Source organism: Larkinella soli (assembly GCF_003703975.1).
GTDB classification, from domain to species: Bacteria; Bacteroidota; Bacteroidia; order Cytophagales; family Spirosomataceae; genus Larkinella; species Larkinella soli.
Genome location: NZ_QTJY01000011.1, coordinates 38,718 through 62,783 on the forward strand (window position 1 = coordinate 38,718; position 24,066 = coordinate 62,783).

General features: G+C 58.3%; 24 protein-coding genes and 1 tRNA gene. 16 read left to right on the forward strand and 9 right to left on the reverse strand.

What is annotated here, in order from left to right:
* Window positions 1-155: 155 nt before the first annotated feature.
* The 4 genes from DX909_RS18700 to DX909_RS18715 all read right to left on the reverse strand — a co-directional run bounded on the left by DX909_RS18700 (window position 156) and on the right by DX909_RS18715 (window position 5,833).
* Window positions 156-1,787 (reverse strand): NADP-dependent glyceraldehyde-3-phosphate dehydrogenase, encoded by a 1,632-nt coding sequence (locus tag DX909_RS18700; RefSeq protein ID WP_128546736.1) that lies wholly within the window; start codon window positions 1,785-1,787, stop codon window positions 156-158.
* Window positions 1,788-2,186: 399 nt separating this feature from the next.
* Complete coding sequence (locus DX909_RS18705; protein WP_128546737.1) at window positions 2,187-4,091, reverse strand: T9SS type A sorting domain-containing protein; 1,905 nt, start codon at window positions 4,089-4,091, stop codon at window positions 2,187-2,189.
* 323 nt (window positions 4,092-4,414) lie between these two features.
* A tRNA-Leu gene (locus DX909_RS18710) sits at window positions 4,415-4,498 on the reverse strand.
* Between the two features lie 96 nt (window positions 4,499-4,594).
* Entirely contained in the window at window positions 4,595-5,833 is a 1,239-nt protein-coding gene (locus DX909_RS18715; RefSeq protein WP_128546738.1) for an ABC transporter permease, read from the reverse strand.
* 89 nt (window positions 5,834-5,922) lie between these two features.
* Between DX909_RS18715 and DX909_RS18720 the strand changes: the two genes are divergently transcribed.
* From DX909_RS18720 to DX909_RS18760, 10 genes are all read left to right on the forward strand, one after another.
* A complete protein-coding gene (locus DX909_RS18720; protein ID WP_128546739.1) occupies window positions 5,923-7,185 on the forward strand; it encodes an asparagine synthetase B in 1,263 nt (420 codons plus the stop codon).
* A gap of 230 nt (window positions 7,186-7,415) precedes the next feature.
* Window positions 7,416-7,898 carry a lipocalin-like domain-containing protein gene (locus tag DX909_RS18725; RefSeq protein WP_128546740.1) on the forward strand — a complete coding sequence of 161 codons (483 nt, stop codon included), beginning with the start codon at window positions 7,416-7,418 and terminating at the stop codon, window positions 7,896-7,898.
* 45 nt (window positions 7,899-7,943) lie between these two features.
* Complete coding sequence (locus tag DX909_RS18730) at window positions 7,944-8,291, forward strand: cupin domain-containing protein (RefSeq protein WP_128546741.1); 348 nt, start codon at window positions 7,944-7,946, stop codon at window positions 8,289-8,291.
* A 59-nt stretch (window positions 8,292-8,350) separates the two neighbouring features.
* Entirely contained in the window at window positions 8,351-9,691 is a 1,341-nt protein-coding gene (locus DX909_RS18735) for a nucleotide disphospho-sugar-binding domain-containing protein (RefSeq protein ID WP_128546742.1), read from the forward strand.
* Between the two features lie 41 nt (window positions 9,692-9,732).
* The gene (locus tag DX909_RS18740; protein WP_128546743.1) at window positions 9,733-10,257 is read left to right on the forward strand and encodes a hypothetical protein; all 525 of its coding nucleotides are present in this window, start codon (window positions 9,733-9,735) and stop codon (window positions 10,255-10,257) included.
* A gap of 134 nt (window positions 10,258-10,391) precedes the next feature.
* A complete protein-coding gene (locus tag DX909_RS18745) occupies window positions 10,392-11,198 on the forward strand; it encodes a GNAT family N-acetyltransferase (RefSeq protein WP_128546744.1) in 807 nt (268 codons plus the stop codon).
* A gap of 144 nt (window positions 11,199-11,342) precedes the next feature.
* Window positions 11,343-11,516 carry a hypothetical protein gene (locus DX909_RS29600; RefSeq protein WP_164851337.1) on the forward strand — a complete coding sequence of 58 codons (174 nt, stop codon included), beginning with the start codon at window positions 11,343-11,345 and terminating at the stop codon, window positions 11,514-11,516.
* Between the two features lie 74 nt (window positions 11,517-11,590).
* Window positions 11,591-12,127 (forward strand): hypothetical protein, encoded by a 537-nt coding sequence (locus tag DX909_RS18750; protein WP_128546745.1) that lies wholly within the window; start codon window positions 11,591-11,593, stop codon window positions 12,125-12,127.
* Between the two features lie 5 nt (window positions 12,128-12,132).
* Window positions 12,133-13,083, forward strand: coding sequence for a hypothetical protein (locus DX909_RS18755; protein ID WP_128546746.1), 951 nt, complete (start codon window positions 12,133-12,135; stop codon window positions 13,081-13,083).
* Between the two features lie 48 nt (window positions 13,084-13,131).
* A complete protein-coding gene (locus tag DX909_RS18760; RefSeq protein WP_128546747.1) occupies window positions 13,132-13,818 on the forward strand; it encodes a VOC family protein in 687 nt (228 codons plus the stop codon).
* On the opposite strand, the gene DX909_RS18765 is transcribed toward DX909_RS18760, so the two are convergent.
* Together DX909_RS18765 and DX909_RS18770 are read right to left on the reverse strand one after the other, a co-directional pair.
* On the reverse strand, window positions 13,800-14,261 hold the full coding sequence (locus DX909_RS18765; protein WP_164851338.1) for a helix-turn-helix transcriptional regulator: 462 nt from the start codon (window positions 14,259-14,261) through the stop codon (window positions 13,800-13,802). The two genes, DX909_RS18760 and DX909_RS18765, sit on opposite strands and share 19 nt — an antisense overlap.
* A 163-nt stretch (window positions 14,262-14,424) precedes the next feature.
* On the reverse strand, window positions 14,425-15,456 hold the full coding sequence (locus tag DX909_RS18770; protein ID WP_128546749.1) for a DNA/RNA non-specific endonuclease: 1,032 nt from the start codon (window positions 15,454-15,456) through the stop codon (window positions 14,425-14,427).
* A gap of 37 nt (window positions 15,457-15,493) precedes the next feature.
* On the opposite strand from DX909_RS18770, the gene DX909_RS18775 reads away from it, so the two are divergent.
* The 3 genes from DX909_RS18775 to DX909_RS18785 all read left to right on the forward strand — a co-directional run bounded on the left by DX909_RS18775 (window position 15,494) and on the right by DX909_RS18785 (window position 18,366).
* Window positions 15,494-16,720, forward strand: a complete 1,227-nt coding sequence (locus tag DX909_RS18775; RefSeq protein ID WP_128546750.1) for a BaiN/RdsA family NAD(P)/FAD-dependent oxidoreductase — start codon at window positions 15,494-15,496, stop codon at window positions 16,718-16,720.
* Between the two features lie 80 nt (window positions 16,721-16,800).
* On the forward strand, window positions 16,801-17,616 hold the full coding sequence (locus tag DX909_RS18780) for a purine-nucleoside phosphorylase (protein WP_128546751.1): 816 nt from the start codon (window positions 16,801-16,803) through the stop codon (window positions 17,614-17,616).
* Between the two features lie 9 nt (window positions 17,617-17,625).
* Complete coding sequence (locus DX909_RS18785) at window positions 17,626-18,366, forward strand: peptidase M10 (protein ID WP_128546752.1); 741 nt, start codon at window positions 17,626-17,628, stop codon at window positions 18,364-18,366.
* A 3-nt stretch (window positions 18,367-18,369) separates the two neighbouring features.
* Here DX909_RS18785 and glgP read toward each other — a convergent pair whose 3' ends face one another.
* The 3 genes from glgP to DX909_RS18800 all read right to left on the reverse strand — a co-directional run bounded on the left by glgP (window position 18,370) and on the right by DX909_RS18800 (window position 21,365).
* A complete protein-coding gene (gene glgP, locus DX909_RS18790) occupies window positions 18,370-20,028 on the reverse strand; it encodes an alpha-glucan family phosphorylase (protein WP_128546753.1) in 1,659 nt (552 codons plus the stop codon).
* Window positions 20,029-20,116: 88 nt separating this feature from the next.
* A complete protein-coding gene (locus DX909_RS18795) occupies window positions 20,117-20,962 on the reverse strand; it encodes a sugar phosphate isomerase/epimerase family protein (RefSeq protein WP_128546754.1) in 846 nt (281 codons plus the stop codon).
* Between the two features lie 76 nt (window positions 20,963-21,038).
* On the reverse strand, window positions 21,039-21,365 hold the full coding sequence (locus tag DX909_RS18800; protein WP_128546755.1) for a tetratricopeptide repeat protein: 327 nt from the start codon (window positions 21,363-21,365) through the stop codon (window positions 21,039-21,041).
* 92 nt (window positions 21,366-21,457) lie between these two features.
* Here DX909_RS18800 and DX909_RS18805 point away from each other — a divergent pair, with 92 nt between their 5' ends.
* The 3 genes from DX909_RS18805 to DX909_RS18815 all read left to right on the forward strand — a co-directional run bounded on the left by DX909_RS18805 (window position 21,458) and on the right by DX909_RS18815 (window position 23,942).
* Window positions 21,458-22,195: an electron transfer flavoprotein subunit beta/FixA family protein gene (locus DX909_RS18805; protein WP_128546756.1), complete on the forward strand. Its 738-nt coding sequence runs from the start codon at window positions 21,458-21,460 to the stop codon at window positions 22,193-22,195.
* Window positions 22,196-22,273: 78 nt separating this feature from the next.
* Window positions 22,274-23,236, forward strand: a complete 963-nt coding sequence (locus DX909_RS18810; protein ID WP_128546757.1) for an electron transfer flavoprotein subunit alpha/FixB family protein — start codon at window positions 22,274-22,276, stop codon at window positions 23,234-23,236.
* Window positions 23,237-23,342: 106 nt separating this feature from the next.
* Window positions 23,343-23,942 carry a bifunctional nuclease family protein gene (locus DX909_RS18815; protein ID WP_128546758.1) on the forward strand — a complete coding sequence of 200 codons (600 nt, stop codon included), beginning with the start codon at window positions 23,343-23,345 and terminating at the stop codon, window positions 23,940-23,942.
* Window positions 23,943-24,066: the final 124 nt, after the last annotated feature.

Below are 24,066 nucleotides of genomic sequence, written 5' to 3' on the forward strand. Positions count from 1 at the left end.
TCAAGTTAAGTACCACCGGCAAGAGACGGGTCGGAACCCGTCCTGCGCGCAAATTAACGCAACGTTACAACCGACAACGATTAAAACGCAGTTAAAATTACACCAGGTGTTAGGGAAAGGCCCCGAGCGGTTTGAAAGCCGCCGGGGCCGGATGATCAGAAGATGAACTTCGTCGAGATGAACTGCGATTTATGTTCTTCAATGATGTGATTGAGGATGTCCTTGTTGGCGTCGGTTTCCTTCGTCGCGACCACCGTCCGGATCGAGAAGGAACGCAGGGCATCCTCCACGGAAAGGGTGCCTTCGGCGGAGTCCTTACGGCCCGTGAAGGGGAACGTATCCGGCCCGCGCTGGCACTGGGCATTGATGTTGACCCGGCTGACCTGGTTGACGAGCGGGTCGATCAGGTGGGCGATCCGGTCGGTATTTTTGCCGAAAACGCTGACCTGCTGGCCGTGGTCGGACCGGATGATGTATTCGATGGGTTCCTCGATGTCGTCGAAAGGAACCACCGGAATCACCGGTCCGAACTGCTCCTCACGGTAGAGCTTCATGCCGTCCTTGACGGGATAAACGAGGGCCGGAAAAACGAACGATTCAAAGGTGGTCCCCCCGCCCTCGTTCAATACCTTCGCCCCCTTCGCTTCGGCATCCCGGAGGCATTCGTCCAGGTAGGCGGGTTTGCCGGGTTCGGGCAGGGGGGTCACCTGCGCGCCCTTGTCCCAGGGAAGTCCTGGTTTCAGCTTGTTCAGCTCCTCGCCGAACCGTTCCAGGAACCGGTGGGCGATGGAACGGTGTACCCAGAGAATTTTCAGGGCCGTACAACGCTGACCATTAAACGACATGGTGCCGAGCAGGCATTCCTTGACCGTCAGCTCGATGTCGGCGTCGGAAAGCACCACGGCCGCGTTCTTGGCGTCGAGGCTCAGGATGGCTCGCAGGCGGTTGCTCTTCGGGTGCATTTTCTTCAGGCTGTCGGCCACCCGGCTCGACCCGATCAGGGCCAGCACGTTCACCTTGCCGGATTTCATCAGCGTCGGAACGACGGTGGCGCCCCGGCCGTAAACGGTATTGACCACCCCTTTCGGGAAGGAGGACCGGAAGGCTTCCAGCAGCGGATAATGCAGCAGCGTGCCGTGTTTGGGCGGCTTGAAAAGCACCGTATTGCCCATCAGGATGGCCGGAATCAGCGTGGTGTAGGTTTCGTTGAGCGGGTAGTTGAAGGGGCCCATACAGAGCACGACACCCAGCGGGGACCGGCGAATCTGACCGATGATGCCCTCCTCGATCCGGAACCGCGACCCGGCCCGGTCGATGTCCTTGAGCGCGTCGATGGTGTCGTAAATGTATTGAACGGTACGGTCGAACTCCTTGGTCGAATCCCCCAGGGTTTTACCGATCTCCCACATCAGCAGGTTCACGATCTCTTTTTTCCGCTCGACCATCCGGCCGACAAACCGTTCCATGCAGGCGATGCGGTCGGCAACGGACATGGTCGGCCATTCGCCCCGGCCGTTGTCGAAGGCCCGGACGGCGGCATCGAGGGCTTCCAGTCCGGCATCGTCGTTGCCGGGCAGCGGATAGCTCCCGATCACCTTTCGCACCAGCGAGCCGTCGGCCTGGCGGACGTAAACCGGGGAAACCACCTCCTGGGTGGGTCCGTCCCACTGGCGCATCCGGCCGTCGATCAGGTACTCGCGCTGGTGCAGTTCTTCAATTCGATACTCTTCCGGAATCTGGTCTTCAGCCGGAAACAGGTTTTCCAACTTTTGAGAGAGATGAGTCATATGGGAAAGAAAGGGTAAAAAATGCGATCAGACGAATCGTTGCGGATGAAGTGCAGGCCGGGTTCGGCAGAGAAATAAGTCCGTTCGGGAGCAATTAATTCCCGGGTGGACGGTAAAATGATGAAGTGCGGATATACCGCATTGATTTTCAGCGGGCGCAAAACTAACGAATGAATTCCGATTCAGAAAGCCGAAAGGCGGCTTCATCTACCCTGCGGCCGCGGAGAAGAGGCCCGCCCCTGGGGTGGAGATCGCGCTCAGGGGCGGGCCGTTCAGGACCAGATCCCCCTTCCGGACCCTGAAAAAGTACCGTTCCGGGCCCCTGTCTCCACAACAGAAAACCGGAACGGCAGCCGGGGAAACGAAATCCCGCGAAATCGCCCCCTGAAAATAATACGCCTACGGCTTGACTACCCGAACTACCTGCTGCGCATCCGGGGTTCCGGCCCGCAGGAGGTAAACGCCTTGCACGGTGCCCAGGGGAATCCGGACGCGTTCAGCTGACCCGACCGGGACAAGCTGTTTCTGGTGAAGCATCTGACCCTGTTCATTCACCAGCGTCAGCAGGACGGCTTTGCCCCCGGCTCCCCGGATTTCCAGGTCAAGTGAAGATCCCGAAGCGGGATTTCCCAGCACAACCACCTGAAAGCCGGCATCCGCTTCGGCGGAGGAAACCGTTCTGCCACAGGCGGCTTTTAAATCCCAGACATAACTGACGGTCACCCCATTCTGCCGGGCCTGAAGGGTAAAGGGCTTCACGTTCGGATCATTTCGCAGGTTGGCGTCGACGAACTGGTCCGGGTTCGTGGTCCAGCCCGTAATACCGGCGGCATTGAACTCGATCGGTGAGCCGTTTCCTCCGCTCGTATTGAAATGGAAGGCTCCGTTGGAACAATCGTAAAAAGGTGCCTGCAACGCCAGCGGGCCGCCCGGATAGACCCGGATGATGAAGGACGTGGTGATCGGGAGGTTCCGGAACGCGGCCGTGCTTGCCCGGATCGTCACCGGATAATCGCCTGGCTGCGCGAATACCGGACCTTGTAAGGCGGCAAGCGGGCTGTACTGGAGACCTCCGGGAAAAAACGATAATCCGTTTGGAAGTCCCTCGATCTGAAAACTCCAGTCGGAGGAGTAGTTAGGCGTATTAGGGGTGGGATCGACAAAATAAGGCCCCAGTGGGATTCCCTGACCCGGCAATTCCAGCCCGGATGTCATCACCATAATCGGAATCGGTTTCAGCAGCCGGGGTGCCAGCGGGGGCGTCTGGTTGCTACAGGCGGCTTTCAGATCGAAATTATAGGTCACCCGCAGACCGTTCTGAATAGCGGTGATCGGGATGACCTTCGGGTCATTCCGTACCCCGGCTTCGACGGTGCCCTGCCGGGCGGTGGCGGACGAGCGGCTAATCCCGGGGGCCGTAAAGGAAATCGGGGCGCTGGACCCTCCGCTGGTGCGGAACGTAATCTGCCCGGTCGAACAGTTGTAAACCGGCGGCAGCACCTGAAGCGGTTCGAGCACCTTGATGGCCCAAAGATCGAAAATACCGTGGTTGTCGGTGGCCTCCCCCTCATTGGACCGGGTCGCACCGGCCATCACATACCCCTTGTCCGAGGTAATGACCAGACTTCGCAGATCGTCAAACCGGGCCCCGCCCAGCGCCCGGTTCCAGGCCAGGTTGCCGGTGGCGGTCAGCTTGACCAGCCAGGCGTCGCTCAACCGGTAAAAATCCGTTACGTCCCCGTCATTGGAATCGGTGCCGCCGACCAGTATAAAGCCGCCGTCGGAAGTAGCATTAAACTGACCGGCCCGGTCCGATAAGGAACCGCCCAGGGCTCTTTGCCAGACGAGGTTCCCCGAACTGTTCACTTTGAAGATCCAGATATCATCCCCACCGTGGTATCCGGTGACATCGCCGTCACCGGAGTTGGTGGTGCCGATCAGAACAAAACCGCCGTCCGCGGTCGGCAGAATTTTCCCGGCCGATTCATAGCCCGAACCGCCGAACGTTTTTTGCCAGACGATGTTTCGCGAACTATTCAGCTTCACCACCCAGGCGTCGGTGGCTCCGGGGTGACGGTTGTTCTGGACATCCCCGTCATCGGAAACGACCGATCCGGCCAAAAGATAACCGCCGTCTGCGGTCGCGATCATTGTTCCGCCTTCATCGGTGTCGGAACCGCCGAATAATCTGGACCATTCGACGTGCTGGGCCGAGGCACTTTGGGCAAGACACCAGCAAAATACAAGCAAAAAGGGCAGCAGTCGTCCCCGACCCTGCAGGAAGGAAGGTAAAACCGTTTTCATGAAATGGGATGCCGTGGAAGGCGTTGGAGGACAGAATCAGACTCCGGTCAGCCAGTAAGTTCCGGGCGGTCGGCCCGGCAGGTGAGAACGATCCGGTTCGCTAAGTGAGAGAATAAAGTGGGTCTGCCCCACCCCAGGCCGGTCGGCGGATCGAATGAGAGGGGCCGGCGGAAAACCATCCAAGCTAAAAAGAAGGCGGGAAAAGGTACATCAGATTTGAGACAATTTTTATAAAAAATAGGCCATTGTCTCGTCACCTATCCCTATGATCCCAAAAAAAGCACCTTTCATTTGCTGGAACCAGCGCTTGAAAGGTGCTTCCGTACCGGGAGCCGGACTCGAACCGGCATGCCCTTGCAGACATTGGTGTTTGAGACCAACGCGTCTACCGATTCCGCCATCCCGGCCTGTTTCGGTCGCTCGGGGCGAACGTGGGTGCAAAACTATCGAAATTTATCGGTTCGGAACAAGGCCGGGGTTAAAAATTGATCGGCCCACCGGGCTCACTCGTACCGCAGCGCATCGATGGGATCCAGACGGGACGCTTTGTAGGCCGGGTAAATTCCTGAGAACAAACCGACCGCCACACAGACCCCAATCCCGATGGCCATCCAGAGCCAGGGCACCACGAAACTGCCGTTTCCCTGACTGATTACCGTCGAAATGAGATTGCCGACCCCAATCCCCAGCAGAATGCCGCCCAGCCCGCCCAGAATGCAGATCACGATGGCCTCGATCAGGAACTGCTCCCGAATGCGCTTCGGGGTGGCACCGAGCGACTTCCGGATTCCGATCTCCCGGGTCCGCTCGGTCACTGAAACGAGCATGATGTTCATCAGGGCGATGGAGGCTCCCAGCAGGGTGATGAACCCGATGCCGAAGCCGCCGATCCGGAGGTAGCCGGTGATGTTCTCGAAGTCTTTGGCCAGTTCGTCGGCCCGGGTGATCTCGAACGTATCCGGACGGCCGAGGGGATCCCGCCGAATCTGCCGCATCAGGCCCCGGGCCTCTCCGATGGCGGTTTCCGCGTCTTCCAGGCTGGGCACCGAGCCGGTGATGTCGAACGTCAGTGCCTGGCCGCCGGCCATGGCACGGGCGTTCTCCAGCGGCAGCAGCACGAGCCGGTCGTCGCCCCCGCCCGAAAAGCCGCCTTTCTTATCAAGAACCCCGATCACCTTGTATTTGCCGCCCAGGATATTGATTTCCTTATTCAGCGGGTTCAGATTTCGTTTAAACAGCGTGGAGGCTACCTCGGCCCCAATGATGGTCACATTCAGGGAGTTGTTCAGGTCCGTAGCGGAGAAGTTGCGGCCCGACTGGAGCTTATAGCCCTTGACGGACAGATATTTATCGTCCACCCCGACCAGTTCGACGTTCGGATTGGTTTTTTCCGACGCGTATTTGACCTGAGCCGCCCCCGTGACCTGGGCATAGACGGCGACGGTGGCCCCCTGAAGAAACCGGCGCTTGAAAGTCATGGCCTGGTGGTAATCGATGGGCGGAACTTTCTTGTCGGCCCGGCCGCCGAACCGGCGATACAGCCGCGGGCCTTCGATGTCGAACGTGTTGGCCCCCAGCCCGGCAAAACTATTGTCGACCGAACTCTGAATGCCGTCGATGGCCGTCAGGATCCCGACCAGGGAGGTGATGCCGATGGCGATGATGAGGGAGGTCAGGATGGTCCGCAGCCGGTTCGAGACGATGGACCGCAGCCCTTCCCGTATATTTTCCAGTAAATTCATGCTCGAACAAATTGCATAAATTTTGCTTATATTCGTTAAGAAACCAGTTGTTACAAAGCTACTGAATAACGATTTTAATTGGCTAACCGATGAAAAGGCTGCTGTTACCGCTTATCCTGTTTTTTACGTTTACGGCCCCGGTCCTGGCGTCAAAAATTTTAATTCCCATGGACGAAGGCCAGAAAAACCACCTTAAAGCGTACGGGATTGCGTATTGGGTGCTGAGGCAGTTCGATACGGAGGTCGACTGGCTTCTGAATTATCGCGGAGGCAGCTTCATGATGCCGCATAACCAGCGTTTCGTAAATGAACTGGTGATCCGGGGCGTCGGATACGAGGTAATTTCCGATGCTCAGGGCAACCAGATCCTGGCCGAAATAGCCTCCCCCGACGCCAATATGGATGCCGTCAAACTACAGAAAGCGCCCAAAGTGGCCGTGTACTCACCGAAAACCAAACAACCTTGGGACGATGCCGTCACGCTCGTCATGAGCTATGCCGAAATTCCCTACGACATCGTCTTCGATGAGGAGGTGATGGACGGCAAACTGGCCCAGTATGACTGGCTTCACCTCCACCATGAAGATTTTACGGGGCAGTTTGGTAAGTTTTACCAGTTCCGGGACCAGCCCTGGTATCAGGCCCAGAAACGGGAGTCCGAGCTGATCGCCAAAAAATACGGCCTCCCGAAGGTGTCCGAACTGAAACGGGAGGTGGTTAAAAAGATCCGGGATTACTGCCTCGGCGGGGGGTATATGTTCGCCATGTGCAACGCCACCGATACCTACGACATCGCCCTGGCGACGCAGAAAACCGACATTGCCGAGTCGATTTACGACGGAGACGGCGCCGACCCGGCCGCCAACAGCAAGCTGGACTACAGCCAGACGATGGCCTTCCGGAACTTCCAGGTCTACATCAATCCGTACCAGATCGAATTCTCCAACATCGACAACCAACCCGAAGAACGCGGTCTGACCGAGCAGAACGATTATTTTACGCTGTTCCAGTTTTCGGCCAAATGGGACCCCATCCCGACCATGCTGACCCAGAACCACATGAACATCATCAAGGGTTTCATGGGCCAGACCACCGCCTTCAAGAAAAGCCTGATCAAACCGGAAGTGGTCGTTCTGGCCGAAAACCGGGCCGTTGCGGAAGCGCGGTATATTCATGCACCTTACGGCAAAGGATTCTTTACCTTCTACGGCGGCCACGACCCGGAAGATTACCGCCACGAAATCAACGAAGAACCGACCGACCTGAACCTGCATCCCAATTCGGCCGGTTACCGCCTGATTCTGAACAACATCCTGTTCCCGGCCGCCAAGAAGAAGAAACAAAAGACCTGAGCGCGGTTTTCACGCCGTCTGCCCCGTTGCCCCGCCGGAAATCATCCCGGCGGGGCTTTTTTATGGGCCATGGGGCCGGAATCCCGTTTCGTTTCACCGCAAAAAGATACCGGTTCAACGAAAAAAGCTCCGTTTTCATAGCCTTCCGCATTGAAAACCGCCCCGGCATCCGCCAATTTTGATTCCGAAGTTCAACGCTTCACAAACAACAACAACAAATACTTAACTCCATGAAACGTTTATTCAACCTCTTCGCCGGACCGCTGCTGGTCGGCCTGCTCCTGACTACCCCGGCCTTTGCCGAAGCCGCATCCCGCCCCCTGCCGGCCCTGATCAAAATCCCGGCGGCTCCGGCCTTCGTCGGAAAATCCTTCCGGGTGGCCGCGTTCGAGGTGGTCGAAAATGGTAAGGTGACCAAAGACCTGCTCCAACGGATTCCGGATTGCGAAAAAGACAACACCATCACCTTCCTGGCCAACGGAACGGTTGCCGACGACAACGGCCTGGCGCACTGCCCGGACGGCGAACCCGCCAACGGCGTGAAAGCCTCCTGGTCGTTCGACGGCAAACAGCTAAAGATTACCGACAAGGCTTCGGGGGAAACCTCCACCTGGGAAGTGATCGAGCAAAACGCCGACCTGCTGAAAGTTCGGGTCATATCCCTCTGGGGCGCCGTCGACGTCAACGCCCAGATGACCCTGCTGGCAAACTGATTTTTAGTAGCTTCATTACCAACCTCTTCAAACATCCACACGACCATGATCACTGCCCTCAATTACTCCCATGTCGCCATCCGCGAAGCGGATCTGGACCTTTCGGCCACCAGCGGTATTAAATTCTGGTTTCTGCCCGAGGGAACGCCCGATGTAAACGAAACCTGCGTCGTCTGGCTCCAGGCCGGCGCCTTCGGAACCGCCCTGCATTCTCACCCCCGGAAGGAAGCCTTCTTCACGGTCGAATACGGCGAACTCGAAATCTGCGTCGAAGGCCGCTGGGTGCGGCTGTCGGCCGGCCAGTCCATCACGGTGGCCCCCGGTCAGTCTCATACCGTCCGGAACCCGACTGAAACGTCGTGCCTGTATTTCTATACGGTGACCAATGCCTGAGCCGACGTATATCACAAAGCGTTAGCCCTCTCTTACCCTCTGCTACAACAAATACGTCAATGAACACCAAGCGAATCCTATTTGCCACCATACCGGCCGACGGGCATTTCAACCCGTTGACCGGTCTGGCCAGACACCTGCTGGACCTGGGCCACGACGTGCGCTGGTACACCGGCGGAAAGTACGTGTCCAGGGCCGAAAAGATCGGCATCCCGGTGTTCCCTTTCCGGAAGGCGATGGTCGTCAACCAGGAAAACTTCGAAGAATTATTTCCGGAACGGGAAAGGATCAGGGGCAAAATCGCCCGTATCCGGTTCGACATCAGCAACGTTTTCCTGAAAAGGGCCCCGGAGTTTGTCGAGGACCTGACCGAAATCCGCCGGGAATTTCCGTTCGACCTGGTCATCTGCGACACGATGTTTGCCGCCGGGCCGATCATCAAGCGCCTGATGAACATTCCGGTGGTGACCATCGGCATCGTGCCGCTGTCCGAAACCTCCCGGGACCTGCCGCCGGCGGGCATGGGCCTCGAACCCGCCCTGAGCCTGTTCGGCCGCTGGAAACACGCTCTGATGCGCTTCATGACGACGCAGGTCCTCTTCAGGGAATGCACCGAACTGAACAACCGCATCCTGCGCCAGTACGGACTCGAGCCCACGAAGGATTTCGTTTTCGATACCTTTATCCGGCAGCCGGACCTGTATCTCCAGAGCGGAGTGCCGGGCTTCGAGTACCCCCGGAGCGACATGAGTCCGAACGTCCGGTTCGTGGGGCCGCTGATGCCCTACAGCGCCGGATCGAAGGGGAGCTTCCGGGATTTCGAGCGGCTGAACCGGTATGAACGGGTGGTTCTCGTTACGCAGGGGACGGTGGAACGTGACCCGGAAAAGATCATCGTCCCGACGCTGAAAGCGTTCCAGGGCACCGATACGCTCGTCATCGCCACCACCGGCGGTTCACGGACGGCCGAACTGCGCGAACGTTTTCCGGACGATAACTTCATCATCGAAGACTTTATCGATTTTCGGGAAATCATGCCGCACGCGGACGTGTACGTGACCAATGCCGGTTATGGAGGAGTAATGCTCGGCATCCAGAACCGCCTGCCCATCGTGGCTGCCGGTATTCACGAAGGCAAGAGCGAAATTGCCGCCCGGGTCGGGTACTTTAAGGTCGGTGTCAATCTCCGGACCGAAACGCCCAGCCCCCGCCGGATCCGCAGGAGCGTGGAAAAAGTGCTCGGCGATCCGGTCTACCGGGAAAACGTGCTGAAGCTGCGGGCCGAATTTGCCCGGTACCAGCCGCTGGAACTCTGTGAAAAATACATTTCCGAAGTCCTCGGCGAGCCGCTGCGCCAACCGGTACGGGAAGCCCTGCGCGCCCGGAAACTGGCCGCCTGACCAGGCCCGCCGAAACCAACTCCAATTCTATCATACACACCATGAAAATGATTCTTTCCAGACTGTTCATGCCGCTGCTGGTGGTCATGATGGTCAGCGTAACGTCCTGCAAAAAAGACGGAGACATCGGCCCGGGCGGCTTCGTCCCCGACAACATGGTCGGGCAATGGCTGCACGGCAACTTCTCTATGACCGAATTCTGGGGGTACGACGGCAGCTATCAGGGCAACGCCTACGAGCAGTCGGTAGCCTTCGATTTTAAGGGCAACGGCCGCTATGAAATGTACTTCATCGGCACCGCCAACAACTACGGCTGCCGGACGGAAGCCCTCAGCTGGACCAAAGGCAAGGTGGATTTCAACGAGGAGGAAGGCACCTTCACCCTGACGCCTTCCGAGGGCCGGTTCCGTGGGTATTACAACTGCGCGTCGGGTCAGAATTTCGACCGCAAAGCCCGGCCGGAAGAACTGAAAACCCAGGTGTTCCGCTACGAATTCAAGCCCGACAGCTACGGCAAAGTCTGGCTGTTCATCAACGACAGTTCGTTCAAGGCGGTCAGCTGGTAACCGGTTTCGGTCGGCCGGGCGCTCCGAAGCCGGCCGATGCCATATTTCTCGGAAAACGCGAAAACGCTACTTTTGGCCTGAGATTCCCGCCCCGGAAACCGGTGGGATCTCAGGCCGGCTCTTTTTACTCGCTCATGAATCAGCCCCTGCTCGAACTTGTCCGCCGGAATTTCATCGCCAAATCCACCGGCTGCGCCCGCCGGCTTTCCGGCATGGTCGTCGAAGAAACCGACGATTTCACGCTGGTCGATACCGGTATGCCCACCGATACGTTCAACGTCGTGGTGACCCGGACGGGCCGGTCCGAAAGCTTGCAGGCGGTTTTTGAAGGGGCCGTCCGGCGGTTTCGGGAAAGGGCGGTTCCGGCCGCACTCTGGTGCTGGGAGCCGGATTTTTCACCGACGCTGGACCGGTATCTGGAAAAACACGGGTTCCTCCTGGAAGAAACCAACGTGGCGATGTGGGCCGACCTGACCCGGCCGTTGCCTGCCTCCTCCCCGGAAAACGGGCTTCGCATTTTCCCGGTCGAAACACCGGACCACTATGAAACCTTCGCGGGGCTTCTGGCGGGGCTTTTCGGAGACCATCCCGAAGCCGGAAACGTGCGCCGGTATTACCGTACGATTGCTCCCCTTCACCATCCCAACCAGCCCTACCGCCTGTATCTGGGCCGTGTCGGCGACGAGGTGGTTTCCACCGGCACGATCTATCGGTCCGATGAGGCCGCCGGTATTTATGACATCGCCACCCGGGCCGACCGGCGGGGCCACGGCTACGGTTCGGAAATGTTCCGTTTTCTGATGGAAGAAGCTCACCGGCTCGGGGCGAAACAGGCGGTTTTGCAGGCGTCGCCGGACGGTCTGGGCATCTACCTTCGGGCCGGATTCGAGCCGGTCGGGCAGGTTCGGGTATACCCGATCACCGCATCCGGAGCCGACTGAGCGAAAGGTAGGAATCTGTCGTGAAATGCCCGTTTTCGGGTAGGAAATGACACCTTCCAACCCGCCATTTCGAGGTATCTTTGTCATACAAACCGACGGAACAGGTCGGGGATTCGTAAACAACAACTACTAAGAAAAAACACCATGAAACGCTTCACTCGTCAGGTCTTCGGCGGGAAGGCAGCGAACCGGCCCGAGAGCCGGAAATCGCCCTTCCAGGACCGCTCCAACCACGCCACCCGTCCGGTGCATTACGCCCAGATCGAATCACTTCCGCTGCCTTCGCCCACCCAGCCGGTCTCATGGGGCTGCGAATAATTTCAACTGAAAACCTACTCCTCTTTTTAAACTACCCGGTGGGGCTGCGGCCCCTTCCGATTCAACCAATTGACATGAAAAAATTAACATTACTTACTCTCCTTGCCTGGGCCATCGCCATTGCCCTGATGCCTTCCGCCAAAGCCCAGACCGTCGAAAAGGGCGATATGTTCCTGAACGCCGGTTTCGGCCTCGGTTCCTACACCTACCGCGGGGTTCCGATCGGGGCTTCCTTCGAATACACCATCAGGGAAAACATCTCCGTCGGCGGCTCGTTCGACTTCGCCCGCTACGGTTACAACTACGGCGGCTATAAGTGGAACTACACGTTCCTGTTTTTCGGGGTTCGCGGTTCCTACCATTTCGGGGACATTCTGAACATCGACGGCGACAAATTCGACCCGTATGCGGGGATTTCCCTGGGTGCCCGGACTTCGCACTACAAAGACAACTACGGGTATAACAATGACTATTACAGCCCTTACGGCAACGGCGCTTTCCTGGGTATCCACGTGGGCGGCCGGTATATGTTCTCCGAGAAATTCGGCGGTTTCGGTGAAATCGGTTACGGGGTTTCCGTTCTGAAACTGGGTCTGACCGCTAAATTCTGACCGCCATGAAGAAGAACTTTTTTGTAGTAGCGTTCATCGTTGCCGGTGCCGGGTGGATTTCCGCCCGGCCCGGTGACATTGTCGCCGACCTCGGCCTGACCCTGGATCAGGTGAAGGAAGTGGTGGCGACCAACGTCAACAGCAAAGACTGGCAGGTCGACTACGACTACCGCGTCCGGCAGCTCGCCAAAAAAATTCCGGAAGCCTCCCGGGCCGGCGCAGTCCAGGCCATGGGCAAGGTCGTCCGGATGTATGTCGAATCCAACGATTTCAAAAGCCGGTACCAGGAAGACCTGAAACGGAAATACAACGTCAGCGATGAGCAGACTCTTCAGGCCAACCAGGCGGCTTCGACGACCATGGGCGAAGTCCGCAACGTATACACGCAGGCGGTTTCTTCCTACAGCGAAAGCATGAAGCCGATGACGCCCGAAATGCTGGCGATGATGATCGGCAGTCAGATTCAGGTCATGGAACAGGAAGTGGCCGGGCTGCAGGGAGCCGAAAAAACCGCCAAATCGAAAGAACTGGCCGAACTGAAGCGCATTCAGGCGCTGTCGAAAACCAAACCGGAAGAGTTCAAGAAGCAGTATATCGCCAACTTCGACGCCATGATGACCCGCCAGATGAACCAGGGCCTGGTCGAAGCGGAGGATGATCTGGCCAAATCGAAGCAGGATGCGGAGGAATATAAGAAACGGCTGGCCGAATACAAGGCCGCCCCGAGCCTGAACACGGTGCTGAAGCAACGGCTGACGGACTTCATCACCCTGGCCGAAAGCGTGGATTTCAATGCCAGACTGGAAAAACAGGGGTCGACGCTGGAGTTCGTGAACCCGGAATACCGCAACAAACCGGGATACTGGAAAATGCTGTTCCGGATGGGCCGCGAGCCGGTGATGGCCGCCCGCACCTTCGCCAGACAATGGCTGACCGACCTTCAGGCACGGAAATAAGGCAGATTGTAAAAAAGGGGTGGCCGCGGGGTTACCCCTTCTCATACCATGAACATCGAAGAAGTCCACCTGCTGACCAACGACCTCGACCAGACAGAGGTTTTTTATTCCCAAATCCTGAATTTTCCGGTATCGGGCCGCAGCGCCTTCCACCGGTCGTTCCGGGTCGGGCCGTCGACGCTGACGTTCTGTCTGACGCAGGAATGCCGGCCGTTTTACCACTTCGCTTTCGGGGTACCGGCTTCTCACCTTCAGGACGCCTACCGCTGGCTGGCCGCCCGCACCCCGCTGCTGCCGTTTTCGGCCGCGGGCTGGATCGCCGACTTCGACAACTGGAACGCCCAGGCGTTTTATTTCCACGATCCGGCCGGAAATATTCTGGAACTGATCGCCCACCGCGACCTGCCGGATTCAAACCGGCCGTTCAGCCCGGCGGCTATTTCGGAAATCAGGGAGATCGGGATTCCGGTCGACGAGGTAGTAACGGAGCGGGAGCGCATCTGCCGGGAATACGGCCTGAGTTATTTCCGGAAAGGGCCGGTCCTCGACGCGTTTACGGCCGTCGGCGACGATCGCGGCCTGTTGATCCTGACCAAAGCCGGAAGAGGCTGGTTACCGACGGGACGCCCGGCGGAGAAGCATCCTCTGACGGTCCGGTTTTCGGTCGGGGATGAAACGTATCTGATGAAGGTAGGGCACGAGAATCTGGTCGAACCTCAGTTCACGACCATCTGATAAGCCTTCGGGTTCTGGCCGGTCCATTTTTTGAACGCCCTCCGGAACGAGCTCGGCTCGTCGTACCCCATTACGCTGGCGATCTCATTGATGTTATGGCGGCTGGTGCGGATCAGTCGGAGGGCCACATCCCGGCGGGCCTGGTCGATGATTTCACGGAAGGTAAGCTCCTCGCCCTGAAGCCGGCGCTGGAGCGACCGGACCGAAAGTCCCATCTCCTCCGCCACGTCCTCGATCTGAACCGACTGATGAGCGTCGAGCCGGCGCAGGACGATGGTGCGGGCCTGTTCGGCCAGCCGCTGGTCGGGCGCATACCCGATGCCGTAGTCCAGAGCCTGACACACATACTGGTACAGGTCCTGCTGGCTGACCCCCATCCGGTGGCAGATGATCTCGATGGCTTCTTTTTCGCCGTTCAGAACAACGTTGAGAATTGCTTTCAAGGAACCGAAAGAGGACAGTTGATGGAGCATGGCGGTTTCGTGTCGTATTTGTCGTATTGAAATCGGGTACAAGTAAGTCACCGATCCCGCCGAACGAAACAGCGAAAACAATAAAGTGCGGCTTTTGAGGGGTGAAATGGTTTTTTCCCCCTACCAACTGACATCACAGACTGAACCACTCCGGGATGGTTTGTGACGGCCGGGCGCTCTCCAGACGCTGCTCCAGCGCGTCTGGAATGAGTGGAAAGAAATCGATGCCGGTCTGCTGTTCGACCTGATCCACGGGCACCACGAACTGCTTCAGGGAGCGCTCGGAGCCTTCGTTTTTCATCAGGAAGGCGATGATCCGGATGGTCGGGTTGTTGCAATACAGAATCACCTTATAATAATAGAGAGGAACCGCCACCTTCGTGCCTTTTCCGATCCTCTTCAACCCCGGCTGCAGCACCGGCCCCGTCACCACATACAGTCCCTTATCGCGCACGGCCCAGGTCCGGACGGTCTCTTCCAGTTCTTTCCAGATGCCCCGGTTGAAGTCGGGTACCTGCGGGCTGATGTTGCTCATGAAAAACGTTTCCCGCATCATGCGCTGCGAGAACTTAAAGTCGCCCGCCGGGGCGAGGTGGCCCCGGTCGTAACCTGAACGGCTGTAGTCCGACGACCGCGCCGTGCCGGTTTCGACCAGCGGGTCGGGCTGGAACTGCTCGTTTTTCCGGTCGGCGTCGCCCTCCAGTTCGTTCTCCAGCAGCGGGTAGGCCACCCAGTCGGCCTGCTCGAAATCATCCCGGTAGCGCAGCGTGTAGCCTTCGTGCCGGATGACTTGGTCACCGGCGGAGCGGGCTGGAAGGATGAAATCGGCCTGTTTCTCAAAATCGAACAGCTTCAGCCGGGCGTCGTGCCGGGTTGCGGTCGCTTCGCCCTCCGGTCGTTCGTCGGTGGCTACGTCTTCGGAGCCGCTCCGGCCCTGCGGTTCAGGGGCTTTATACGGGTTGTCTTTCCGGACCTCTGTCCGCGACTTGATGCCCAAAAGCCCTTTCAGGTCGTCCCAGAAAGCCACCACCGGCTGGGTTCTCCCGCCATAATGCAGAAAGAGACCGATCAGAAAGAAGACAAAGAGCAGGATGAGCGTGTTGCCGCGCAGGCGGAAACCACGCCGGGAAAAACGTCTGGAACGGTAGGACGAACGAAAAAACATGGGGCGAAGTTACAAATACATTGAATAACTGGTATTGATGCTGAATATTGTCGTTATCGGGGGCGGGGCCGCCGGTTTTTTCGGGGCCGTCACCGCTGCCGAAACCTTTCCCGACGCCCGCGTCCTCATCCTGGAGAAGAACAACACCCTCCTGAACAAGGTCCGGATTTCGGGCGGGGGCCGCTGCAACGTGACCCATGCCTGCTACGACCACCGGCAGCTGGTAAAGCACTATCCGCGGGGCGGGCCTTTCCTGCGTCCGCTGCTGAAACAGTTCGACGCGGCCGATACCGTCCGCTGGTTCGAAAGCCGGGGCGTCCCCCTCAAAACCGAAGCGGACGGCCGGATGTTTCCGACCACCGATTCTTCGGAAACCATCATCCAGTGTCTGCTCCGCGAAGCCCGGCGGCTGAACGTGGCGATCAGGACCAGCTGCGGGGTAAAAACCATCCGGACGGACGCGACAGGCTTCCAACTTACTACACTTTCCGGGGAAGTCATTCGGGCCGACCGGCTGCTCATCGCTGCGGGCGGCTTTCCGCAGGCTCCGGCCTACGGCTGGGTACCCGGTTCCGGCTCCGCGCTCGTGCCGCCGGTGCCGTCGCTCTTTACGTTCAATACGCCGGGGAATCCGCTGCTGGCGCTGGCCGGGGTGTCGGTGGCCGACGCTGCGGTGCGGATTCAGGGGACGGCCCTGGAGGAACGCGGACCGCTGCTGATCACGCACTGGGGCTTCAGCGGCCCGGTGGTGCTGCGGCTGTCGGCCTGGGGCGCGCGGGAACTGGCGGGGCTGAACTACCGGCACGACCTCCGCATCAACTGGCTGCCGGCCCTGAACGAAACCCAGGTGCGCGAAGAGTTACAGACCTTTCGGAACCAGCACCCCAAAAAGCGGGTCCTCAGCCAGTCGCTGTTCGGCCTGCCGGGTCGGCTCTGGGCGGCCCTGGCCACCGAAGCCGGGGTTTCGGAAGCCATGCGCTGGGCCGAGCTGCCCGCCAAACCGCAAAACCGGATGGTCAACCTGCTCACCAACAGCGTCTTTCCGGTTTCAGGGAAAAGTACTTTCAAGGAAGAATTCGTCACCTGCGGGGGCATCGGCCTCAAAACCGTCGACCCCGAGACGCTGGAAAGCCGCCTTCACCCCGGTCTGTTTTTCGCCGGAGAGATTCTGGACGTGGACGGCATCACCGGCGGATTCAACTTCCAGAATGCCTGGACCACGGGGTTCGTAGCCGGAAAAAACATCGGAAAACCGGTAAAATAGAGCGTTCAGGGTGTAGAATCCGGTTTCTCCTGCGTATCATTGCGGATCATCCTCTATCCCCTCGTCAACCTTCGGATTCTATGCTTGAACAGATTCAGGAAGCCGCCCAATTCATTTCCGCCTTCGAACTTCCGCCCCCCACCGTGGCCATCATTCTGGGCACCGGCCTGAGCGCCCTGACCCGGGAGATGCAGATCGACGTGGAGATTCCCTACGGAACCATCCCCCACTTTCCGCTCTCCACGGTCGAGTTTCACTCGGGGAAACTGGTCATGGGAACGCTGGCGGGAAAACGGGTGATGGTGATGCAGGGCCGGCTGCATTATTACGAGGGGTATTCCATGCAGCAGGTAACGTTTCCGGTTCGGGTCATGAACCGGCTCGGAGCCGGCACCTTGCTGGTTTCCAACGCAGCCGGGGGGATGAATCCCGCCTTTCAGGCCGGCGACCTGATGCTCATCGAGGACCATATCAGCCTGCTCCTGCCCCAGAACCCGCTCACCGGCCACCACCACCCCGCCTTCGGGGATCGTTTTCCCGACATGAGCGATCCCTACGACCGCGAACTGATCCGGCTGGCCGAACAGATTGCCGAAGAACGGTCGATTGCCCTCCGGAAAGGCGTTTACGTCAGCGTGACCGGCCCGCAGCTCGAAACCCGGGCCGAATACCGGATGTTAAGGAACTGGGGTGCGGATGCGGTCGGAATGTCGACGGTGCCTGAGGTCATCGTAGCCCATCAGATGGGCATGCGGGTGTTCGGTTGTTCGGTGATCAGCGATCTCTGCATCCCGGAAACGCTCGAAAAAGTGAAAATCGAAACCATCCTGGCTACGGTGGGAAAAGCGGAACCGGATCTGACGGTGATCATGAAGGAGTTGGTCGCCCGAATCTGACCGGATGTCATGTCGCTTGCCCTGATCAGTTTTTCGGAAATACACGGGAATCAGAACGTGATCAAAGACGAGGTTTCCAAAACCATCACCGTCTACGCGGCCCTGTTTTTCTACGGCTCGGCCGCCACCCATGAAATCGCACGGCGGATCGCCCGCAATATCGAGCGGCTCTGGAACGGGCCGGAGGTGATTCTGAGTCTCGACGACCGGGAATACCTGATCCGGTTCCGCATCAAGGGCCGGGCGCTGGAACCGGGCATTCCGGCCGAGCGGTACATCCACGACAACCTGGACTATAAAAATTATTTCATCCGCATTGAACCGGCCACCGACAACCCGCTGGGCGGCATCTCCTACGTGGACGGTCTGAACGCCAATACCGGCTTTTTCCGGCTCGACAATGTCGGCTACGAAAACTCCACCACCGAGGCCCACGAGATGGGCCACCTGTGGGGGCTGGTTCCCGGCACCCCCGACGGCCACCCTTCCGACCTGAACCTGATCGGGAAAGGCCGGCCGGCCATCATGTACCCGCGGGGTACGCTCGTGGACCCCCAATACCAATGGGACCCGACGGCCCGCCCGGGTGAATACGGCGGCACCCTCCGCCCCGATTACCGGGTGGTGACGCTGGAAGATACCATCCTGCTCGGCATCGACCGGCTGCGTTTCGACCAACGGGGTCGGGCCAAACTGGGCGGGCTGAGCAGCATCTACCACGACTACCGTCCGCCCAGCCTCCCGGTCTGATTCTCAGTACAGCTTCTCGTAATATTCGGTGGCCATACGGTTCGAGCCGAAAAAGGCGTTGACGTCCCGCATACTATTCAGGATCAGGCCATTCCAATCCTGCGGGCGTTCATAATAGGTCGGCAGGATGGTTTCTTCCAGCAGCCGGAAGAAGTGGCTGCGGTCGTGGTGGTCACGGTCTTCGGGAGAAAACTCGGGCGGAGCCACCGGCACGATAAATGAATTTTTTCCGTCCTCGGCAAACTCACAGACCCAGCCGTCGAAGGTGGAGAAATTCAGGGCCGCATTCATGGCGGCCGTCATCCCGCTCGTACCGGAGGCTTCCCGGGTGACGATGGGCGTATTCAGCCAGAGGTCCGCCCCGCATTTGAGCGCCCGCGACAATCCCAGTTCATAGCCCGTCAGAACCGCCATATTTTTGAAGAGATTGCTCAGATACACCAGATGGTTGAAGGTGTTGACGGCCCCGGCGTCGGTCGGATACGGCTTGCCGGCCCAGATGAACTGGATGGGATAGCCGGCGTTCCGCATCAGTTTATCGAAGCGTTCGGCATCCTGGACAAGCAGGTCGGGCCGTTTGTAACCGGCAAACCGGCGCGCCCAGACGATGGTCAGGACGTTCGGGTCGAACAGCTTGCCGGTCTGGTCGGCTACGATTTCGAACAGGGCCTTCTTCAGGTCTTTTTTGCGGGACGCCACGGTTTCGGCGTCGCCGGTTTTCTGCCCTCCGTCCAGCACGGGGTCGGCCCAGTACCGGTGGTTCTGAGCGTTGGTCACGTGGGTGATTTCGGGGATACCGCTGAAAGACCCCCACATATGCCGCGACACTTCGCCGTGCAGTTTGGAAACCCCGTTTGCTTTTCGGCTGAGCCGCAGCGCCACCAGCGAATGATTGAATACGCCGTCCTGAATGCCGGTAAATTCCCGAACGGTTTCCAGCGGGACGCTGCCGAAGAAACTCATGACGTTCAACTGGTTGATGTCGTGTTTTTCGTTGCCGGCCTCCTCAGGGGTGTGGGTGGTGAACACCATCCGCTTCCGGATTTCTTCCGCATTCCCGAACTTCTGGTACAGGTGAAACACCGCCGAAATGGCGTGAGCCTCGTTGAAATGATAGACCTCCGGCTCGTAGTTAAGCGCGTCCAGCAGGCGGGCGCCCCCGATGCCGAGCAGCATGCACTGCGCGACCTTGGCCGAGACGATACTGTCGTAGAGCCGGTAGGATATGGAACGGGAAAGCCAGTCGTTGCCCTCCACGTCGGTGGTCAGGAAAAACATCGGCACCGTATTGAAAACATGGGGAGGAAGGAAATAGGCCTCCACCCACACCTGGGTATGATGCACTTCGATGGTAAACCGGATACCGGTGTATTCGAGGAAGGAATAAATCTTTTCCCGGAACAGCACATCCATCGCGTTATCGGTTTTCCGGATCTGGTCATAATAACCGTATTTCCACAGGACGCCGATTCCGATCACGTTCTGCCGTAGTTCGAAGGCGCTCCGCATGTGCGAGCCGGCCAGGAATCCCAGCCCGCCCGAATAGGTCTTCAGCGCCTGGTCGACGGCGAATTCCATGGAGAAGTAGGCGACGGACTTTTTAAACTCGGGCGCAAATTCGTAGGGATGACTAAACGCCTGGGGAAGCTGGGAGGAGGTCATTCGGTTTCCATCATGGTTAGGCAGGTAATTACGAAAAGAAAAGCCGGAATCCCGCTGGAGATTCCGGCTTTTTTGGGTCACTTATTGATTAAATGGATTTCAGGTAGGCTATGCTCTGCGGGACCTGCTGCTGGGCCGAGGGGCTTTCGTCCTCGATGTAATAATATTCGATGCCGGAGTTTCGGGCGGCTTTCAAAACCGCCGGAAGGTCGATCTGACCGCTGCCGAGGGCCACGTCGTTTTCGGGGGGCGTGCCGCCCGACATATTCCCCTGTATGCCTTTTTTGAGGTCTTTCAGGTGCATCAGCTTAAACCGCGTCGGGTATTTTTTCAGCAGGGCCGCCGGGTCCTGGCCGGGAAAATACACCCAGAGTACATCCATTTCGAAGTTGACATAATCCGGATTCGTCTGCTGCACGATATAGTCGAACAGGGTGCCGTTCTCATACGGTTCAAACTCGAATCCGTGGTTATGATAGACGAACATCAACCCGCTGTCTTTCAGCTGCTTCCCGAACCGATTGAAATCATCCACGGTCTTTTTCGCCATTTCCGGCGTAAACTTGCCCTCGTGGGGAATCCAGGCCACCCGGACGTATTTCGCGCCCAGCGTTTTGGCATTCGCGATGACGGTTTCCATATTTTTCTCCAGATCGGGGTACCCGACGCCGAAGCTGGTGCAGCGCATACCCCGGGCGTCGAGTTCCTTCCGGATGTCGGCGGCCGTCTGTTTGAACAGGTTGGAAAACTCCATGTTGGTGATGCCCATGGCTTTGATCTTGTCGAGCGTTCCGGGAACGTCCTTCGAAAATTCGTTCCGCATCGTGTAGGACACCATGCCGGGCATTTCTTTCAGCGTGCCGCCGAACTTCTGCCCCAGGGCCGTAAAAGCCAGCATGGCTGCGGCTACGGTCAATAAAAAAGGTCTTTTCATGCTGTTTGTGAGAATACGTTCTAATAAGCAGCCAACGCCCTTCTCCTACTGAATCCGCGCCCCCGACGCCCGGCCGTCACCAGGCATCTTCGTCCTGAAAGGCGCGGTAGGCCCGGTTCAGTTCCTGAAAAGTCTTGTCGTTTCCCTGATCCCGGGCCAGTTCGAGGCCCCGCTGGAAGAGCATATCGGCTTTGGACCGGTCCCCCTGGGCGGCATAAAAAGTGGCGGCCTGGTAATAGGTCGGCAGATAATGCGGGTGCTGTTCCAGCAGCATTTCCAGATAATGAAGGGCCTGCCCGGGCTGCTCTTCGAGGTATTCCATGGCAAGGGCATAAACATTAAAAGGCTCGTCCGGTTGTTCCTGTATGAAACTTAACAGCTGCTGAATTCGGTTATCATTCATATTTTTTATAAATTAGTATGCAAGCATACGGCTCAATTCCGACAACTTTGTAATTTAGCCGCCGAAGAGTAAACATCTAAATCCCAAAAAGTATGAAAATTTTAGTGTGTGTCACGAGCGTACCGGACACTACCACCAAAATTAGCTTCACCGATAACAACACCAAACTGAACAGGGCGGGCGTTCAGTACATCACCGGCCCCTATGATGACTACGCCCTTTCCCGGGCCGTCGAGTTGAAGGAACAACACGGGGGTACGGTTACGGTTCTGAACGTCGGGGAAGCCGATACCGAACCGGTGATCCGGAAGTGCCTCGCCATCGGCGCCGACGACGCCATCCGGGTGAACGCCGACCCGACCGATGCCTTTTTCGTGGCCGAACAGATTGCCGCCATCGCCCGCGAGAACGCCTACGACCTCATCCTGATGGGCCGTGAATCCATCGACTACAACGGCGGTCAGGTCCACGGCATCGTTGGGGAAATGCTCGGCCTCCCCTCCATTTCGCCGGTCATGAAGCTGGATATCGAAGGCAGCAAAGCCCGGATCACCCGCGAGATCGAAGGCGGCAAGGACGAACTCGAAGCCACCCTGCCGCTGGTGCTGGGCTGCCAGGAGCCGATTGCCGAATGGAAGATTCCGAACATGCGGGGCATCATGTCGGCCCGGACCAAACCGCTGAAAGTGGTGGAACCGGCCGGGAACGACACGCTTACCAAAGTGGCCGGCTACGAACTTCCCCCCCCGCGTGGCGCCGTCCGAATGATCCCCGCCGAGGAAGCCGAAACCCTCATTTCGCTCCTGAGAACCGAAGCGAAAGTGTTATAGATTTTAGGGGTTGGGGGTTAACTACCACTCCTAAACTCTCCAACCTCCTTTTTCCCAACCTTACAACATTCAGTAATAATGTCCGTATTAGTTTTTGTCGAACTGGATGAGGGAGCGCTGAAGAAGTCATCCCTTGAAGCAGTATACTACGGCTCCCAAGTGGCCGAACAACTGGGTACCACCACCTCGGCGCTCGTGCTGGGGGAAGCCGCCCCCGACGAACTGGCGAAAGCCGGGCGGTTCGGGGCCGGAAAAGTCCTCCATGCGGCCGATGCCCGGCTGAACGACGGCAACCCGATGGCCTATGCCGGTGTGGTGGCCGAAGCCGCCGGAAGGGAGGGGGCAAAGGTGATCGTCCTGGCCAAATCCTCACTGGGCGATGCAATGGCCGCCCGGCTGGCCGGAAAACTGAAAGCCGGTCTGGCCGCCAACGTCACCGACCTCCCCGACCTCTCGAACGGGTTCCGGGTCAAGCGGAGCATCTTCACCGGAAAAGCCTTTGCCTTTACGGAACTGACGGCCGAAACGAAGATTCTGGCCATCCGAAAAAATACCATTACCCCGGAGGAAACCGAAGCCGACGCCCCCGTGGAGTCCTTCCAGCCGACGCTGAACGACGCCGACTTCGCCGTCCGGGTGACCGGTACCGAAAAAGCTACGGGGGAGGTGCTGCTCCCGGAAGCCGACATCGTCGTATCGGGCGGTCGGGGCATGAAAGGGCCCGAGAACTGGGCCATGCTGGAGAACCTGGCCCACGCGCTGCATGCCGCCACGGCCTGTTCCAAACCCGTCTCCGACCTCGACTGGCGTCCGCACCACGAGCACGTCGGGCAGACCGGCATCAAGATCAGCCCCAATCTGTACATCGCCTGCGGCATTTCGGGGGCCATCCAGCACCTCGCCGGTGTGAACTCATCGAAGGTGATTGTAGTTATCAACAAAGACCCGGAAGCACCGTTTTTTAAATCGGCCGACTACGGCATCGTGGGCGACCTGTTCGACGTGCTGCCTCGCCTGACGAAAGCGGTGGAAGGGAAGTAAAACGCGTTTAGGGGTGGGAAGTTCAGGCGTTGAGGTTTTTTTGCAAACCCGAAAAACTCCTAAACTCCCCATCCCCTAAATTGCCAAACTCTATTAACTTTGCGTCGTGGAGAAGATCAGACTTGAAATCTTAGGTTTATCACCCAGCCAGTCGCAATCCGGCTCCTTTGCGCTGGTTCTGGGGGAGGAATACGGCAACCGACGGCTGCCGATCATCATCGGTATGTTCGAAGCACAGGCCATCGCCATCGAGATCGAGAAGATTGTGCCCAACCGCCCGATGACCCACGACCTTTTTAAATCCTTCGCCGAAAAATTCGGGTTTACCGTTCGGGAGATCGTCATTTCCGACCTTCGCGAGGGAATCTTCTTCGCCCGCATCGTCTGCACCGACGGCACCCACGAAACCGTCGTCGACGCACGTCCCTCCGATGCCATCGCCATCGGCATTCGCTTCGACGTTCCGATCTACACCTACGAAAGCATCCTATCCGAAGCGGGCATAACGGCCAGTGCGGCCGATGAAGCCGAAGAAGAACAGGAAGAACTGGTGCCCCAATCGTCCGGGCGCTCGTCCCGTTCCCTTTCCGATCAGCTGAAGGACATGACCTACGACGAACTCCAGCAGGCGCTCGACGAAGCGCTGAAGAAAGAAGAATACGAAAAAGCCGCCAAGATTCGGGACGAAATGGGCCGTCGGAACTGACCCGGTTCGGACGTCGTTTCCCGCTGCTTCCTGATTGTTGTTCACTGAACGATTTATCGTCGGTCCTTAGCGGATGCGGTTTGTCAAAGCCGCATCAACCGCGTATTTTAGCATCCGTTACAAC